Annotated in this window: 13 protein-coding genes; 6 read left to right on the top strand and 7 right to left on the bottom strand. The window is 74.6% G+C overall.

From position 1 onward, the window contains the following. The first annotated feature begins 156 nt into the window (after positions 1-156). On the top strand, positions 157-1,983 hold the full coding sequence (locus ACIQOW_RS24005; protein ID WP_401088099.1) for an AMP-dependent synthetase/ligase: 1,827 nt from the start codon (positions 157-159) through the stop codon (positions 1,981-1,983). Between the two features lie 200 nt (positions 1,984-2,183). After that, positions 2,184-3,371: a polysaccharide deacetylase family protein gene (locus ACIQOW_RS24010; RefSeq protein ID WP_401088191.1), complete on the top strand. Its 1,188-nt coding sequence runs from the start codon at positions 2,184-2,186 to the stop codon at positions 3,369-3,371. A gap of 150 nt (positions 3,372-3,521) precedes the next feature. Here the strand turns inward: ACIQOW_RS24010 and ACIQOW_RS24015 are convergent, their stop codons facing one another. Next, positions 3,522-3,914: a hypothetical protein gene (locus ACIQOW_RS24015; RefSeq protein WP_401088101.1), complete on the bottom strand. Its 393-nt coding sequence runs from the start codon at positions 3,912-3,914 to the stop codon at positions 3,522-3,524. A 376-nt stretch (positions 3,915-4,290) separates the two neighbouring features. Between ACIQOW_RS24015 and ACIQOW_RS24020 the strand changes: the two genes are divergently transcribed. Next, entirely contained in the window at positions 4,291-5,235 is a 945-nt protein-coding gene (locus ACIQOW_RS24020) for a nitroreductase/quinone reductase family protein (protein ID WP_401088103.1), read from the top strand. Positions 5,236-5,303: 68 nt separating this feature from the next. On the opposite strand, the gene ACIQOW_RS24025 is transcribed toward ACIQOW_RS24020, so the two are convergent. The 3 genes from ACIQOW_RS24025 to ACIQOW_RS24035 form a co-directional block, all read right to left on the bottom strand. Next, a complete protein-coding gene (locus ACIQOW_RS24025; protein WP_401088106.1) occupies positions 5,304-6,101 on the bottom strand; it encodes an SGNH/GDSL hydrolase family protein in 798 nt (265 codons plus the stop codon). Positions 6,102-6,724: 623 nt separating this feature from the next. Beyond that, positions 6,725-7,381, bottom strand: coding sequence for an NUDIX domain-containing protein (locus tag ACIQOW_RS24030; protein WP_401088108.1), 657 nt, complete (start codon positions 7,379-7,381; stop codon positions 6,725-6,727). A gap of 291 nt (positions 7,382-7,672) precedes the next feature. Next, positions 7,673-8,593: a hypothetical protein gene (locus tag ACIQOW_RS24035; protein WP_401088110.1), complete on the bottom strand. Its 921-nt coding sequence runs from the start codon at positions 8,591-8,593 to the stop codon at positions 7,673-7,675. A 569-nt stretch (positions 8,594-9,162) separates the two neighbouring features. Between ACIQOW_RS24035 and ACIQOW_RS24040 the strand changes: the two genes are divergently transcribed. After that, positions 9,163-10,332, top strand: coding sequence for an exonuclease SbcCD subunit D (locus tag ACIQOW_RS24040; protein WP_401088112.1), 1,170 nt, complete (start codon positions 9,163-9,165; stop codon positions 10,330-10,332). Further along, a complete protein-coding gene (locus tag ACIQOW_RS24045) occupies positions 10,329-13,379 on the top strand; it encodes an AAA family ATPase (protein ID WP_401088114.1) in 3,051 nt (1,016 codons plus the stop codon). The genes ACIQOW_RS24040 and ACIQOW_RS24045 overlap by 4 nt, the downstream gene beginning before the upstream one ends. 103 nt (positions 13,380-13,482) lie before the next feature. Here ACIQOW_RS24045 and ACIQOW_RS24050 read toward each other — a convergent pair whose 3' ends face one another. Further along, positions 13,483-13,707, bottom strand: coding sequence for a hypothetical protein (locus ACIQOW_RS24050; RefSeq protein WP_401088116.1), 225 nt, complete (start codon positions 13,705-13,707; stop codon positions 13,483-13,485). 286 nt (positions 13,708-13,993) lie between these two features. Between ACIQOW_RS24050 and ACIQOW_RS24055 the strand changes: the two genes are divergently transcribed. After that, positions 13,994-14,548, top strand: coding sequence for a DUF1990 family protein (locus ACIQOW_RS24055; RefSeq protein ID WP_401088118.1), 555 nt, complete (start codon positions 13,994-13,996; stop codon positions 14,546-14,548). Between the two features lie 140 nt (positions 14,549-14,688). Here the strand turns inward: ACIQOW_RS24055 and ACIQOW_RS24060 are convergent, their stop codons facing one another. Continuing rightward, entirely contained in the window at positions 14,689-15,150 is a 462-nt protein-coding gene (locus ACIQOW_RS24060) for a YjbQ family protein (protein ID WP_401088120.1), read from the bottom strand. 259 nt (positions 15,151-15,409) lie between these two features. Then, complete coding sequence (locus ACIQOW_RS24065; protein WP_188298127.1) at positions 15,410-15,676, bottom strand: hypothetical protein; 267 nt, start codon at positions 15,674-15,676, stop codon at positions 15,410-15,412. Between the last annotated feature and the right edge of the window lie 642 nt (positions 15,677-16,318).

Raw genomic sequence — 16,318 nt, forward strand, 5'->3', positions numbered from 1 at the left:
CCCCTCCGCGTCTCCCCCACGCCTCCCCGGCCACGGCACCGCCGACCAGGACCCGTGCCGATCTCGTCGTGTCGCCGCCACACCCCCTGGGCAGCGACGGAGCGATCCGATAGTTTCGGCCCACCTCGTACTACCGGCGTCGAACTGGGGAGGACCGTGCGCGAGTTCACCACCCCCGCCCCGGCCGTGCCCGAGGCCGCCGGAGGACTCGCCGACTCCCTGTACGACACCGCCGAACGCGCTCCCGAACTGGTCCAGCTGTCCTGGCGGGCCGAGGACGGCCGGTGGCAGGACGTCACCGCCAGGGAGTTCAGGAACCAGGTGCTCGCCCTGGCCAAGGGACTGCTCACTCACGGTGTCCGCTACGGCGACCGGGTCGCCCTGATGTCCCGCACCCGCTACGAGTGGACGCTGTTCGACTACGCACTCTGGTCGATCGGCGCGATCACCGTCCCGGTCTACCCGACCGCCGCCGCCGAGCAGGTGCGCTGGATCCTCGCCGAGACCCAGGCGGTGGCCTGCCTGGTCGAGGACGAGGACGCCGCGATGACGGTCGGCGCGGTCTGCGACGCGCTGCCCGACCTCGCCGGCATCTGGCAACTGGACCGCGACTGCGTCGCCGCGATCACCGAGGACGGCCGCGGCGTGCCCGACGCCCTGGTGCACCGCCAGCGCCTCGGCGTCGCCGCCCAGAACATCGCCACCGTCGTCTACACCTCGGGCACCACCGGCCGGCCCAAGGGCTGCCTGATCACCCACGCCAACCTGGCCGCCGAAGCCGACGCCCTGCTCGCCGGCTGGGGGGACGTCCTGCGCGACACCGGCGGCGACCAGCCGGCCACCCTGCTGTTCCTGCCGCTCGCCCACGTCTACGGGCGGGCCGTGCAGATCGCGGCGATCCGCGGCGGCTTCCGGATCGGGCACATCCCCGAGGTCTCCACGGACGCGCTGCTGCCCGCGCTCGCGTCCTTCCGTCCGAGCTTCCTGCACGCCGTCCCGTACGTCTTCGAGAAGATCTTCCAGCAGGCCCGGCGGGCCGCCGACGACGCCGGCCGCGGCGAACTCTTCGAGCAGGCCCGCCAGGTGGCCGTCGAGTGGGCCGCCGCGCGGGAGCAGAAGGCCTTCGGGCGCGGCCCCGGACCCGGCGCGGCCCTGCGGCTGCGCCACCTCGCGTACGAGCGGACCGTCTACCCGAAGCTGCGGGCGGTGCTCGGCGGCCGGGTACGCAGCGTGATGTGCGGCGGCTCCACGCTGCGGCGCGAACTGGGCCTGTTCTTCACCGGCGCCGGCCTCCGGCTGTACGAGGGCTACGGGCTGACCGAGACCACCGCCGCGATCACCGCCAACCCGGCCGGACGGCAGAAGCTCGGCACGGTCGGACAGCCGGTGCCGGGCGCCTCGGTGGCGATCGCCGACGACGGCGAGGTGTGGGTGAGCGGCGGCTCGGTCTTCGGCGGCTACCTCAACCATCCGCGGTGCACGGCCGAGTCCCTGGTCGACGGCTGGTTCGCGACCGGCGACCTGGGCCGGCTGGACGACGACGGCTATCTGACCATCACCGGCCGCAAGAAGGACCTGATCGTCACCAGCAGCGGCAAGAACCTGGCGCCGACGGCCCTGGAGGAGCGGGTCGAGGCGAACGTGCTGGTCTCCCAGTGTCTGGTGGTGGGCGACGACCGTCCGTACGTGGCCGCGCTGATCACGCTCGACCCGGCGGCACTGGCGCACTGGCTGAAGACCCACGGGCGGGAGCAGGCCGATCCGTGGACGGTACTCGCGGACGAGGAACTGCACGTGGAGGTCCAGCGCGCGGTGGCGGCGGCGAACACCGCGGTGTCGCGGGCCGAGTCGATCCGTGCCTTCCGGCTGCTGCCGCGGGAGTTCAGCCAGGAGCAGGGGCTGCTGACCCCCTCCCTCAAGCTGCGGCGGGCGGCGATCGCGGAGTACTACGCGGCGGACATCGAGGAGCTGTACCTGCCCTGAACCGGGCCTGCCCGAACGGTCCTTGACGTACCGTCTTGTCCCTTGTGTCGCGGCTTCGATGACCACGGGGTTCATCCACCGTTCCCTTGACGGCCCCATTGGTCTAGTCCATTGTTGCGACGATCCAGAGTTCCGCGCACCGATTCCACTCACGCCCTCCCCACGGGCGTACCCCCACCTGCTGGAGTCCTCACGTGTCGATGTCCACGCGCCTTCCCCTCGGCCTGCCCACGGGCCTGTCCACCCGCCTGTCCAGAGGCCTGTCCGCGCTGGCCACCGCGGCCGCGCTGCTCGGCGGCCTCGCCGCACCGGCGGCCTCCGCCGACACTCCCCCGGCCGGCGGCGCGGGCGCCGGGAGCGCCCCGACGGTCAACCTCGCGACCAACCCCGGCTTCGAGCTGCCCGCCCCCGAACTCGCCGACTGGGGCAGCATCCCCGGCTGGAGCTGCACCGGCGGCCCGGCCGAGGCGGCCGTCACCACCACCGCCCCGCACGCCGGCGGCTCCGCGCTCACCGTCACCCCGGCGAACGCCGACTCCACCGGCGAGTGCGCGCAGACCGTGGCCGTCCAGCCCGGCACCACCTACACGGCCTCCGCCTGGGTGCGCGGCAACTTCGTCTACCTGGGCGCCACCGGCACCGGCAAGGACGTCGCCCCGGCCTGGACGGAAACCACCCGCGGCGGCTGGCAGCGGCTGACCACCCGGTTCACCACGGGACCGAACGCGCGCAGCATCCGGCTGTACGTGCACGGCTGGTACCAGCAGGGCCCGTTCTCGGTGGACGACGTCCGGGTGGACGGCCCCGCGCCCGCCCCCGCGGTGGCGGCGGGTTCCGTCCCGACCACCGACAAGGTCGTCTTCCTCACCGTGGACGACGGCTGGCAGCGCACCCCCGAGGCGGAGCAGTTCATCGCCGACCACCGGCTGCCGATCACCGCCTTCCCGCTGCCGATGCCGGCCGCCACCGACCCGGCCTTCTTCAAGCGGGTCACCGCCGTGCCCGGCTCCTCGGTCCAGAACCACAGCGTCTCCCACGCCGACCTCAGCCAACTCCCGCTGGAGCGGCAGCAGGTCGAGATCTGCGACGCCAGGGACTCCCTGACCCGCCTCTTCGGCACCGCGCCGACGTTCTTCCGTCCGCCGTACTTCACCTGGAACGCCGACACCCTGCAAGCCGCCGCCAACTGCGGCATCCGCACCGTGCTCACCGCCGACGCCGACTTCAGCTGGGGCGCCGGCAACATCTGGCACCCGGGCCTGTTGCAGCCGGGCGACGTCGTGCTGATGCACTGGACGGACACCCTCGCCTCCGACCTCCAGCGCGCCCTGGCGGCGGCCGACGCCGCCGGGCTCAAGCCGGCCGGGCTGGTCGACTACCTGCGCTGACGGACGGTCCTCCGGACCCGCCGCGCCGCCGTCTCCGGGAGGAGCGGCGGCGCGGCGCCGTCCGGCACGGGAGGGCGGGTCGCCCGGGAACGAGCCCCGCCGGGCTTCCCGGGCCTCGCCGGGGCGCACCGGGGCACATCGGTCGACCCCTCAACCGCCGAAGACGTCTCCCATCCAGCCGATCAGGCGCGCCTCGAAGTCGGCGGCGGAGGTGATGCCCTGGGCCGGGATGGTGCCGCCCACCTCGTGCTCCTCCGCCGTGGCGGGCTTCTCCTCCCGGCCGGCGGCCAGGTAGTCCACGTCCGCCCAGCCTCCGCGGAAGAGCACCACGTGCAGTTCGCCACCGGTCAGCGGGTCGGACAGCCACAGGCCGACGGAGTCCGGATCGCCGACCCGGGTGCGGTCCGTCTCCAGCGGCTGGGGCCAGGGGGCGAGGCCGTCGCGCCAGGTGAGCGGCCCCACCGTCAGCCGGGCCGCGCACCAGCGCGGGGACCGGGCGGTGATCCGCGCGGCGGCGTCGTCGAGGTCCACCACACGTTCCACGGCGGCTCCGGCTCCCCTCGGGTGGTGATCACGCTCGTTGACAGCCCGTCCACGGCCTGGCTCTAATGGGGGCGTGCAGCGCGGCGTCGGCCACAGAGTGGTGGGCCGGCCGACAGCCGAGCGAGCACCCTTCCGAAGGGACGAAGCGCGATGAGCACTCTCTCCGCTGCCCTGATCTGACGCCAGGCGGTCACCGCGGTGCCCGCGTGTGCGGGACACCTCCACGAGGCACCTCCACGGGGCACCTCCGCAGGGTGCGTCCACGGGGTCCGTCCACGGCGAGCACCGCCGGTCGCGCACCCCCGTGGCATCACCCGCACCCGCATCACGTGTGGCCGCGACACCCCTTTCCTCTCCGGAGATCCATCACCCACGCATGCCCATGTCCTTCAATCTGAACGTCATCGAGGAGTTCCGCGCCAACGACGGACGGGTCGGCGGCCCGTTCGAGGGCGGCGACCTGCTGTTGCTCACCACCACCGGGGCCCGTTCCGGGCGGCCGCACACCGTGCCGCTCGGGTACGTCCGGGCGGAGGGGCTGCTCCTGGTCGTCGCCTCGGCCGCCGGGGCGCCGGAGCACCCCCAGTGGTACCGCAACCTGCTGGCCCACCCCGTGGTCCGGGTCGAACTCGGCACCGAGGCCTTCGAATCGGTCGCCGTCCCCGCCGAAGGTGCCCGCCGGGAACGGCTGTTCGCCGCCGTCGTCCGGAAGGCCCCTGGCTACGGCGACTACCAGGCGCAGACCGAACGGGAGTTGCCGGTCGTGGTCCTCGAACGGCCCGATCCGCCCGACCCGACCTCCGGCGGCCTTGCCTCCGCGGGGCTGACCTCCGGCGCCCCGGCCCCCGAGGGCCCGGCCCCGGTGGTCCGCAGCCTCGCCGACAAGCTGCTGGAGGTGCACACCTGGCTCCGCGCGCAGCTGCGCCACGTACGGGAGGAGGCGCACGCCCACGTCCCGGGCCGGCCGGCCGCGCTCGGGCTCCAGCTGCGCCGGCACTGTCTGGCCTTCTGTGACGGGCTGACGCACCACCACACCGGCGAGGACACCGCGATCTTCCCCGCCCTCGCCCGCAGCCACCCGGAACTGGCCGGCGTCCTGGCACGGCTCGGTGAGCAACACCTGGCCATCGGCCGGATCAAGGAGGAGCTGGTGGCGCTGCTGGCCGGCATCGCGGTCACCGAACCGGAACGGCTCCGGGCGGAGTTGGACCGGATGTCCGCCGAGCTGGAGGCGCACCTCGACTTCGAGGAGGCCGAACTGCTGCCGGTCCTCGCAGGCATCCCCTTCCCACCGACCGGGCCCGCGCCGAGCGGCGGCTGAGACCGCACCGCCGCCGTCCCCTCCCCCGCACGGCCGGGGGAAGGGACGGCGGCCATTGCGACTGCCCGTCAGGACGCCGAGAACACCGGGAGGTAGCCGCCGGAGTGGCCGGCCGCCTTCGGGTGGTAGCTCTCGTCGACCGGCAGGGTGGTGCTGTTCAGCCAGGTGGTCAGCGAGCCGCAGATCTCGTGCTCGTTGAAGACGTTGCGGACGTCGCCGAAGGCGAAGCCGGCGTTGGCGGCACGCTTGGCGATGACGCCGTCCAGGGCGTCCGCGGCACCGTTGATGGCGGCACGCTTGGTGTCACCGATGCCGAAGATACAGCTGCCGCCGACCTTGTAGATGTGCGGGTAGCCCATCACCACGACGTGGGCGTTGGGGGCCTTGGACTTGATCGCCGAGTACACCTTGTCCAGCTGGCCGGGCAGAGTGCCGGTGGCGTAGTTCTTGGCCGTGTTAACGGCGTTGACGCAGTCGGTGTCCGTGCCCAGGACACAGGTCTGCATGGTGTCGGCGAAGCCGGCGTCGTTGCCGCCGATCGAGATACTGACCAGCGTGGTGCTGGCGTCCACCGCGGAGATCTGGCTGTTCAGGATGTCGCCGGTCTTGGCGCCCGAACAGGCGACGAACTTGAAGGAGGACGGCGCGTGCGCGTTCTTCCAGAGGTACGCGTACGCGTTGGTGCTGCGCTTGCAGCTGCCACTGTCGCTCAGGTAGCTGCCGGCACCGACACCGGAGGAGTACGAGTCGCCGAGGGCGACGTAGTTGACGCCGGCCGCGTTCGCGGACGACGCGGCGAAGAGCGTCGTCATGGTGAGGCCTGCCGCAACGGCGGCGATCGACAGGGCACGGGCAGAGCGGATCATCACGGCTCCAGTGGGGTGGCGTGGCGTGGGTCACAGAAGTGATACCAGGCAGTAGCCAAACCCGGAAGCGGTCATGCCAAGGATATTGACGGGACGTCTGACAGCTCAGAGATGAACTGCCGCCGACAATCCGTCATTTCGCGCTGGTCAGAGCGGGTGCGGGGTGACGCGCGTAGTGCAGCGCGCGTAGACCGGCAACTTGCGGAAATTCCGCGCAGGACAAGCGGGGGGTCGCCGCCCGTCCATCGCCGGTTCGGATTCGACGAGGGTGCCGGCCGACACAGGGGGGGCGGATGACATGCCTCAGGGGGCGTCAGAAGGTGGGCCGAAAAGGTCATCGACCGCGTCGACGGCACCGGACGGAATTCACCGGTGTGGCCGATCGGACCCGGGTGACAGATGTGAACGGCCTTCAGGACGGCATGCCGGGCGCCGTTCGGACGTACGGAGCAGCGCGCGGTCTGCCCCGGAAGCCGGGGCGACCAGCCCTGAGCCCCAGCGCGCGGTCGGTCCCGAACGTCGGGACACGGTCGGCTCCGGCCACCGGGGTGGCTCAACCCGAGTGGGCCGCGCGGTCGGTGCCGGGCATCGGAGTGCGGTCAGCACCGGACATCGTGGCGCGGTCAGCCCCGGACGCCGGGGTGGCCGCCACCGGGGTGCAGGGCACCCCGGTACACGGCGCCCTGGGAAACCGTGCAGCCCTCGACCGGCAGTTCCTCGATCGCCTCGTTCGCGGCCTCGGGCACACCGAGCCACCGGACGGCGGTGGCGACCGCGACCCGGGCCTGGCGCAGCCCGGGCAGGCCCCAGCCGAGCAGCTCGACGGCGAGGCCCGGCGCGACCAGCAGCCGCCGGTAGTGCCGGCCCGAGGCCGGGTCGGGCACGCTCGGACCGACCGCCCGCAGCGCCGCCGCCATCCGGACCCGCGCGCACTCGTGCCCGCCGTTGGCCGAGCCGACCCGGTCGTAGAGGTAGCCGAGGTAGTACGGCCGGCCGATCACGGCCTGCGCCTCCTCGGCGGCCTCCCTGGCCAGGGCGGCCGCCGGGTCGCCGCCGTCCTCCGGCTCCAGCGAGCCACCGGGCAGCGAGCAGATCCCGTCCCTGGGGTTGACCAGCGTCAGCACCCGCCCGTCCGGAGCGAACAGCCACCCCCAGGACTGCTTCGTCGGCAGCCCGTCCGGCACCAGCTCGCCCGGGCGCCACGGCCAGCCCGCCGTGGGGCGCCGCCGCACCTTCCCGAGCAGTTCGGCGATCTCCTCGCTGTACTCGATCGGGCTCATGCTCCCGCCCCGCGGCGCTCGGCGGGGGCACCCGCCCGGCCGTACCCCCTGGCGCCGAGCTCGCTCCGCTCGCTCATCCGTCCCCCTCTCGCTGTCGGGCTTCGCCGGACCGGCGGTGCGCGGGGAGGACCTGCATGGCGCGGTACGGAGCGGAGCGGCCGGAGCGGCGACGTGGGGTACCGCGCGCTCCTGCTGTTGATCTTCTCCGAATCTTCCCCGAACACGCGGTCGATGAACAGTCCCCAGCGCCGCATGGTGGACGCGGAGGGGGTGAACGCCCTGATCACCCCCTCACCCCAGCGGCCCACCCCCTTCCCCGGCGGCCGGGAGTCCTGGCAGCGGGAAGCCCGGCCGCGGGTCCACTCCGGGCGGGAAGGGCAGCCCCCGCGCGGCGTCGTCGGCCAGCTCGTCGAACACCTGGTGCGCGGTCATCGGGCGCAGCCGCCCGCCGCTCAGCGCCCAGCCGCGCACCGGCGGCCGCGGCCCGGCACCGGCGGCCGGGGCGGTGCGGCCACCGGCCTGCCCGGCGGCCCCGCTGTCGACGTGGCCGTCGGCCGGCACGCCCGCCGACGGGTCACCGTGCAGCAGCAAGGCCCCCTCACCGCCGGAGGCCACACCCGCCGCCAGCGTGACGCAGAACGCCTCGGCGTCCCGCCCTGCGGGGTGGAGCCGCCCCTCCTCGACACAGACGTCCACCGCCGAGGTGAGCTCCTCCCCGTCCTCCGGACCGTGGCAGCGCAGCGTCAGCAGGTGGCACCCCTCCCCCGCGCCCTCGGCCAGCGCCAGGTAGACGGACGTCACGTACCGCATCACCGTCGCCATCCGGTGCTGCCCGGCCCCGTCCACTCCGACGGCGTCCAGCAGGGCCGCGCAGGCCACGGACATCCGCACCCGCGCCCGGTGGTCGTCCAGCAGCACCGGGAGCAGTTCGGCCAGCCGCTCGCCCGCGTAGACGAACGGCTCCCCGGCCAGCTCCGGATCGCCCGCGTAGGCGACCCGGGCCGCGGGTGCCCGGGGATCGAGGCCGAGCGCCTCGCAGTAGTCCTCGAAGTCGCCCGTCTCCAGGACCCGCAGGTGCACCTCCAGCCCCTGCCGGTGCAGGGCCGTCAGCTGCTCCTCCGCCCGCCGCAGGTAGGCCTCGTGCCCGAGCCCGCCGAACAGCCCGTACCGCGCCAGCCCGGCGAAGTCCCCGGCGTCGACGGCCAGGGCCACCGCCACCGGCTGGGGCGGCGGCGCACCCCGGACCCGCCCGCCGTGCCGGGCCCAGGACCCGCCCCCTCCGGCACGCGCACCAGACGGCCGCCCGCCGCCCGGCGGCACCGCCCCGCCGGGCCCACCGGCCGACTCCCCGCCGACACCTCCACCCGGCCTCCGCCCGGCCCGCACCAGCACCCGCCGGTGCCCCCGCGACGGCCGCCCCGCCGCCACGCACAGCGCCTCGCACACCCACTCCCGCACAACAGCCATGGCTCCTCCTCCGGTCGCTTCCTCGCGCCGGCCGCCCCGTACCGGGACCATGCCGTCCGCCCCGGCCGGCGGTCGGCCGACGTCGAGGAACATACACAGAGCCACTGACAATGCACCCCTGGTAATCGAACAGCTCGGCGCCGCCCTGGCTGCCTCCCGTCCGAGCCACCCCTGACAGCCTCCCGGCCGACCGGCGGCGCACCGATGGCACCCGCCACGAACGGAGTCACGATCCCCCTTCAGGGAGCCCCTGGTGCCCGTGGTTCCACAGGGCCGGGCGGGATTGTCAGTAGCGCGGGTTAGGGTCGGGAACCATGCGACTGCTGCATACCTCCGACTGGCATCTCGGGCGTTCGTTCCACCGGGAGAGCCTGCACGACGCCCAGCGCGCCTTCCTGGACCACCTGGTGGCAGTGGTCCGGTCCGAGGGCGTGGACGCCGTGCTGGTCGCCGGGGACGTGTACGACCGGGCGCTGCCCGGGCTGGAAGCGGTCGCGCTGTTCGACGACGTGCTGCACCGGCTGGCGGACCTCGGCGTGCCGACGGTCTTCATCAGCGGCAACCACGACTCGGCCCGCCGCCTCGGGGTCGGGGCCGGGCTGATCGGGCGGGCCGGCATCCACCTGCGCACCGACCCCGGCGAGTGCGCCGAGCCCGTCCTGCTGGCGGACGGGCACGGCCCGGTGGCGGTGTACGGGCTGCCGTACCTGGAACCGACGCTGGTGCGCGAGCGCTTCGGGCTGGCGAAGGGCGGGCACGCGGCGGTGCTCGGGGCCGCGATGGACCAGGTCCGGGCCGACCTCGCGGAGCGCCCGGCGGGGACGAGGGCGGTGGTACTGGCCCACGCCTTCGTCACCGGCGGCGCGCCGAGCGACAGCGAGCGGGACATCGCGGTCGGCGGGGTCGCCTCCGTGCCCGCCTCGGTCTTCGACGGGGTGCACTACGCCGCGCTCGGCCACCTGCACGGCTGCCAGACGCTCGCCCCGCACCTGCGCTACAGCGGCTCCCCGCTCGCCTACTCCTTCTCCGAGGTGAACCAGCGCAAGACCATGTGGCTGGTCGACCTCGCCGCCGACGGCTCGGTGGCGGCCGAACGCGTGCCCTGCCCCGAGCCCCGCCGGCTCGCCACCCTGCGCGACACCCTCGACGCGCTGCTCACCGACGAGAAGTACGCCGAGCACGAGCAGTCCTGGGTGCAGGCCACGATCACCGACGCGGCCCGGCCGAGCGAGCCGATGGAGCGGCTGCGCCGCCGCTTCCCGCACACCCTCCAGCTGCTCTTCGACCCCGATCGCGGCGATGCCGAGCCCGCCCGGTCGTACGCGGCCCGGGTCAGCGGCCGCGCCGACCTGGAGATCGCCGAGGGCTTCCTGCGGCACGTCCGTCCCGGTGCCGAGCCGGCGGCGGACGAGCTCGGCTGGCTGCGCGAGGGCTTCGAGCGCGTCCGGGAGACCACCGACCGGAAGGCGGACCTGCCCCGATGAGGCTGCACCGGCTCACCGTCACCGCCTTCGGCCCGTTCGCCGGCAGCGAGACGGTGGACTTCGACGCGCTCGCCGCCGGTGGGCTGTTCCTGCTGCGCGGCGCGACGGGCGCGGGCAAGAGCAGCGTGCTGGACGCGGTCTGCTTCGCCCTCTACGGCGAGACGCCGGGCGCGCGCCGGGCCAACCGGCTGCGCAGCGACCACGCCGATCCCAAACTGCTGACCTCGGTCGAGCTGGAGCTGACCCTCGGCGGACGGCGGCTGCGGATCACCCGGCTGCCGGAGCAGCGCCGCCCGAAGAAGGTCGGCACCGGCACCACCGTCGAGCGGGCGCAGACCCTGCTGCGCGAGTGGGTCCCCGACACGGGCGACGGCACGCCCGGCTGGCGCGGGCTCAGCAAGTCGCACCAGGAGGCCGGGGAGGAGATCCACCGGCTGGTCGGCATGAACCGGGAGCAGTTCTGCCAGGTGGTGCTGCTGCCGCAGGGCGACTTCGCCCGCTTCCTCAGGGCCGACTCCGAGGAGCGCGGCAAGCTGCTGCGGCGGCTGTTCGACACCGAACGCTTCCAGCACGTGGAGGCCTGGCTGGCCGAGCAGCGCCGCGGTCAGGAGGCCGCCGTCCAGGCCGGCCGACGCCGCCTGCGGGACCTCGCCAGCAAGGCCGAGCAGGCGGCCGGTCCCGGCGCCGAGCCCGCCGAGGGCTGGGTGCCGGCCGAGGACGAGGCCGGCGGTCCGACCGCGGCTCCGACCGCCGGGGTGCTCGGCTGGGCGGCGGTGCTGCGCAGTGGCGCGGCCGAGCAGCTCGCCGTCGCCGAGGCCGCCCTGACGGGCGCCGAGTCGGCCCAGCGCGCCGCCCAGGAGCACCGGGCGACCGCGGAGGAGCTGGCCGGGCGCCAGCACCGGCACCGCGAGGCGGTGGAGCGGGCCGAGCGGCTGGCCGGCTTCGAGTCCGCCGCGGCCGCCGACCGGCAGCGGCTGGCCGCCGCGCAGGAGGCCGTCGGGGTGGAGTCCGCGCTGCGGCTGCGGGAGAGCGCGGCCGAGTCGCTCCGGCGCGCGCAGCAGACCGAGCGCCGGCACCGCGAGGAACTGGCCGGATCCGGCGGCGAGGGCCGTGACCTCGCCGGGGCCGACGCCGCCGCGCTGGCCGGGGCCGAGCTGCGGCTGCGGGCCGAGGTGGTCCGGCTGGAGACGGCCCGGGAGGAGGAACGCCGCTGCGCCGAACTCGCCCACGAGCAGCGCACCCTGACGGATGACCGGCGCACCGCCGAGGAGCTGGCCGAGGAGGCCGAGGACTGGCTGGCCGAGTTCGAGGGCGAGTCGGGCCGACTGGAGCAGCAGCACACCGAGGCCCGGGACGCGACCGCCCGGGTCGAGCAACTGGACGGGCAGCTCGCCGAGTTGGCCACCCGCCTGAGGGCGGCCCGGCAGCGCGACGGCCTGCGCGCCGAGATCGCCGCGACCGAGCCCAGGGTGGTGGCGCTGCGCACCGCCGCGCTGGACGCCCGCGAGCACAGCCTGGACCTGCGGGACCGCCGGCTGAGCGGCATGGCCGCCGAACTGGCCGAGCAGCTGCGCTCGGGCGAGGCCTGCCGGGTCTGCGGCTCACCCGACCACCCGGCGCCCGCCGAGGCCGCGCCGGGCAGCCGGGTCGGCGCCGAGGACGAGGAGCGGGCGCGTCGGACGCAGGCCACCGCCGAGCAGGTCTGGACGGAGGCCGACCAGGCGCTCACCGCTCTGCGGATGCGCGAGGCCACCGCCGCCGGCGCTGCCGGGCCGGACGGTGCGGAGGCACTCGCCCAGGGCCTCGCCGAGCTGGAGCGCGCGCACCGCGAGGCGCGGCACGCCGCGGAGGCGCTCGGCCGGGTCGAGCAGGAGATCGCCCGGCTGTCCCAGGACCGCGCCCGGCGGGTCGACGAACTGCACGGGGCGAAGGAGCGCACCGCCGTCCTGTCCGACCGGCTGCTGGCACTCGGCACCGAGCAGCAGACACTCGCCGCCCGGGTGACGGCCGCCCGGGGCGAGGCGGCCTCGGTGGCCGAGCGCGCCGCGGCCCTCACCCGGCTCACCGAGGCGGTCGCCGCCGCGGCCGTCGCCGCCAGGGCCCACGCGGAGGCGGCGGCCCGGCTCGGCGAGGCCGAGGTGGAACTGGGCAAGGCCGCCGCCGCGGCGGGCTTCCCGGACGCCGGTGCGGCCCTGGCGGTGCTGCTGCCGCGCGAGGAGCGCGAGCGGCTGGAGGCCCGGCTGGAGCGGCACCGCACCGGGACCGCCGCCGTCCGCCGGGAACTGGCGCTGCCGGAGCTGGTCGAGGCCGCGGGCCGTCCGCCGGTGGACCTGTCCGCTGCCATGGCCGCGCTCGGCGCCGCCACCGACCGGCTCGGCCGGGCGCACGCCAACCACGCGGCGGCCCGCGAGCGCTGCGAGGCGCTGGCCGCGATCGGGCGGCAGCTGGCCGGGCTCGCCGCCGAACTGGCCCCGACTCTGGACCGGTACGGGCGGCTCAACCGGCTCGCCGCGCTCGCGGCCGGCACCTCCGCCGAGAACCGGCTTCGGATGCGCCTGGAGTCGTACGTCCTGGCGGCCCGGCTGGAGCAGGTCGCGGCGGCGGCCAGCGACCGGCTGGTCCGGATGTCGGGCGGGCGCTACACCCTGGTGCACAGCGACGACCGGGGCACCGGCACCAAGCGCTCGGGGCTGGCGCTGCGGGTGGTCGACGCCTGGACGGGCACCGAGCGGGACACCGCGACCCTCTCCGGCGGCGAGAGCTTCTTCGCCTCGCTCTCCCTCGCCCTGGGCCTGGCCGACGTGGTGACCGACGAGGCGGGCGGCATGCCGCTGGACACCCTCTTCATCGACGAGGGCTTCGGCACTCTCGACGAGCAGTCCCTGGAGGAGGTCATGGACGTCCTGGACGGCCTGCGCGAGCGGGACCGCGCGGTCGGCATCGTCAGCCACGTCGTGGACCTGCGCAGCCGCATCCCCGCCCAGCTGCTGGTCCGCAAGGGCAGGCACGGATCGACCCTGGCGCCGGCCGGCCGGGAGGACGCGTAGGGCCGGTCCGCCGGATCGGGCCGGATCGCCGGATCGAGTCGGGCCGGCTCGGGGACCACGGGCCGGTGACCGGCCCGAGGTGAGTCCGGGTTCGGCCCGGGGATCAGCCGGAGCAGGCGATCCGCTGCGCCTGCTGCCAGGCACACACCGGGCAGAGGGTGCTGCCCGGCCGGTCGGCGGGCAGTTCGGTCGGCTCGCCGCACAGGACGCAGTCGGCACGCGGACCGGCCGCCTCCGGGGCGTGCCGCAGCGCCGCCTCCGCCCCGCTGTCGGGCGCGAGTTCGCAGACGCCCGCTTGCTCGTTCGTGCCGGTGCCGGTGTCGCTCATGCCGCCTTCCTACTCCGCATGCCCGTCCTGCCGCAACACCCGGCCCGGCTCGGGCGGACGGCTGACGGCTGACGGCTGACGGCTGACGGCGAACAGATTTCAGAAAACGTTTGCTGAAAGCTGTCATCTGATATCTGTCGTCTGACATCCGTTACCTGTCGGCTGCCGCCCGAAAGCCGTCGCCTGAACTCCGTTCGCCGACACCCGTCCGCCCGCCCGCCCGCCGAACCCTGCCCGCCCCGCCCCGCCGCCACACCGCTCCCACCCGGCGGCTAGCGTGACCGGCATGGCCACCGACCTGCACCGACGCCTGCTCGCCGCCCACGCCACCACCCCGTCGTACCCCGAGGTGGGCGCCACCCGGGGCGGGGGCGGACGGCTGCCGGCCGGCTACGCCCACCTGCGGCGGCGGGTCCACCTGGGGCACGGTCCCGAAGTGCTGGAGCGGGCCGGACGGTACGTGCTCGACTGGGGCAGCCAGGTGGGCACCGGCTTCGCCGTGCACCCGGCAGGACGGGCCCGGGAGGGCGACACGGTGCTGCTGCGGCTGAACCTTCCGGGGAGCAGGTGGCCCCGGCTGGTGATCCCCTGCCGGGTGGTGTGGACGGTGGACGAGCCGGGCCGGATCGGGTTCGGTTACGGAACCCTCCCCGGGCACCCGGAGTGCGGCGAGGAGGCCTTCCTGGTGTCGATGGACGCCGACGGCGAGGTCTGGTTCGAGGTCACCGCGTTCTCCCGGCTGTCCGCCTGGTACGCCCGGCTGGGCCGGCCGGTGGCACTGCTGTGCCAGCACCTGGCGATCGAGCGCTACCTCGCCGCGGTCGCCGCACACGTCCGCTGACTCCGCCCGCCGGGCTGCCCGCCGTCGGGGGGTGCCGTCCGCGCTCCGAGCGCCGGGTCCGGCCCTCGACCCCGGCTTCAGTTGTCAGCCGTAAGCCCCCAGCTCTCAGTTGTCAGCCCTCAACCTTCAGCCTTCAGCCTTCAGCCGAGGAAGGACAGCCGGACGGTCCGGCGCGGGTTGTCCCCGTTGGTGTCGACCAGCACCACCGACTGCCAGACGCCGAGCGCCAGTTGGCCGCCGAGCACCGGCAGGGTGGCGTGCGGGGCGACCAGTCCGGGCACCACGTGGTCTCTGCCGTGCCCCGGGCTGCCGTGCCGGTGGCGCCAGCGGTCATCGGGAGGGAGCAGGTCGCGCAGGGTGGCGAGGAAGTCGTCGTCACTGCCGGAGCCGGTCTCCAGCACCGCGATCCCCGCGGTGGCGTGCGGGACGAAGATGTTGAGCAGGCCGTCGCGCCCCGCGGCCCGTTCGTCGAGGAACGCGGCGCAGCGGTCGGTGATGTCGAGCGCGACCTCACGGCTGCCGGTGGTGATCTCGAAACTGCTGCTCTGGAAGGTGGTGGCCGGGTCGGAGGTGGTCCGGGTGGAGTGGTTGTTGTCCGCCATGGCGCCATCCTGTCCCAGGCCAGGGGGTCGGGCGTACTCCCTCGCCGACTCGGCCTGCCGAGGGGGCGAACTCGAATAGGGTGAAAGGTTCAGACCACAGCACCCCGAGCGGCGGGCACACCCGCCCGGCGCCGCCCGGAGCGGCTCGGGGCATCGCCCCGCCGGCGCCCGGGCACAACGAAGACCCGGCGGACCGGATGGTCCACCGGGTCGGAACCGACCAGAGCGGCGGGGAGGGACCCGTGCCGCGCCGGCCGGACTAGCCGCGCCCGCCGAAGAGGCTCCGCCGCAGCCGACGCAGCGGCGTCAGCAGCGAGATCCTGGTGTGGCGGCGACGGGTCGTCGGGGCCTCGGCGCCGCGCGGCGTGAGCTCCCTTATCAACCCGAGCGCCTCGGCGGTGTCCACCGCCGGGAGTGCGGGCGCGCCGAGCACGGCCAGGTGTCGGTCGATCCGGCGGCCGGTCGTGCCGACACCGCACTGGACCGCCGGCACGCGAGGCCGAGTCCGCACTTGCATGTGTTCCATCAGTTTTCCCACCCCTACGAGGCGCCAGGGCCGTGAGGCGAAGACTATCCGTGAAGGACGGCCTTCGCGCAACCGTCCCTGGTGTTGTGCCACCGTATCGTGCGGCGTCAACTGACGAAGCACCAGGGGCCACCAGGCCGGTCACGACTAGGCATCAATGATGGTGCACGACCAGCCGTACGTCACCAGGGCGGGCGGGCGCGGGTGCGGCACCCGTCCACGCGGCACGCGCCCGGCGCGCGGCAACACCCCGGCGACGTCCAGTGCGCACCTCGCCCGCCTCCCCTATATGGGGACAGCCGTCACATCGACAAAACGACCGCCAGAACGGCCGCCGGAACGGCCGCCGGAGCGATCACCGGGACGATCAACGGGGCGTCCGCCGAAGCTGCGCGGACCCGGGCAGGGCTGGGCAGGGCACTCGCGACAGCGCGAACACGTCCGACTTCAGGAAGTGAACACAATCGAGGGATTGACTCCCGGCGAACCTCCAAGCAATATCTGATGCACACGCCAGTGCCCGTACCCCACTCAAGCGTGTGTTCGAGTGATGAAGGACTCCGGTTCCCGCGAGCCACTGCCCGGCCGCCTCGACGCTGCGGCGGCCAGGCTCGCGCGGTACCCGGACAGGCGGTCGGCCGT

It is taken from the genome of Kitasatospora sp. NPDC091335 (assembly GCF_044757205.1).
Lineage (GTDB): Bacteria > Actinomycetota > Actinomycetes > Streptomycetales > Streptomycetaceae > Kitasatospora.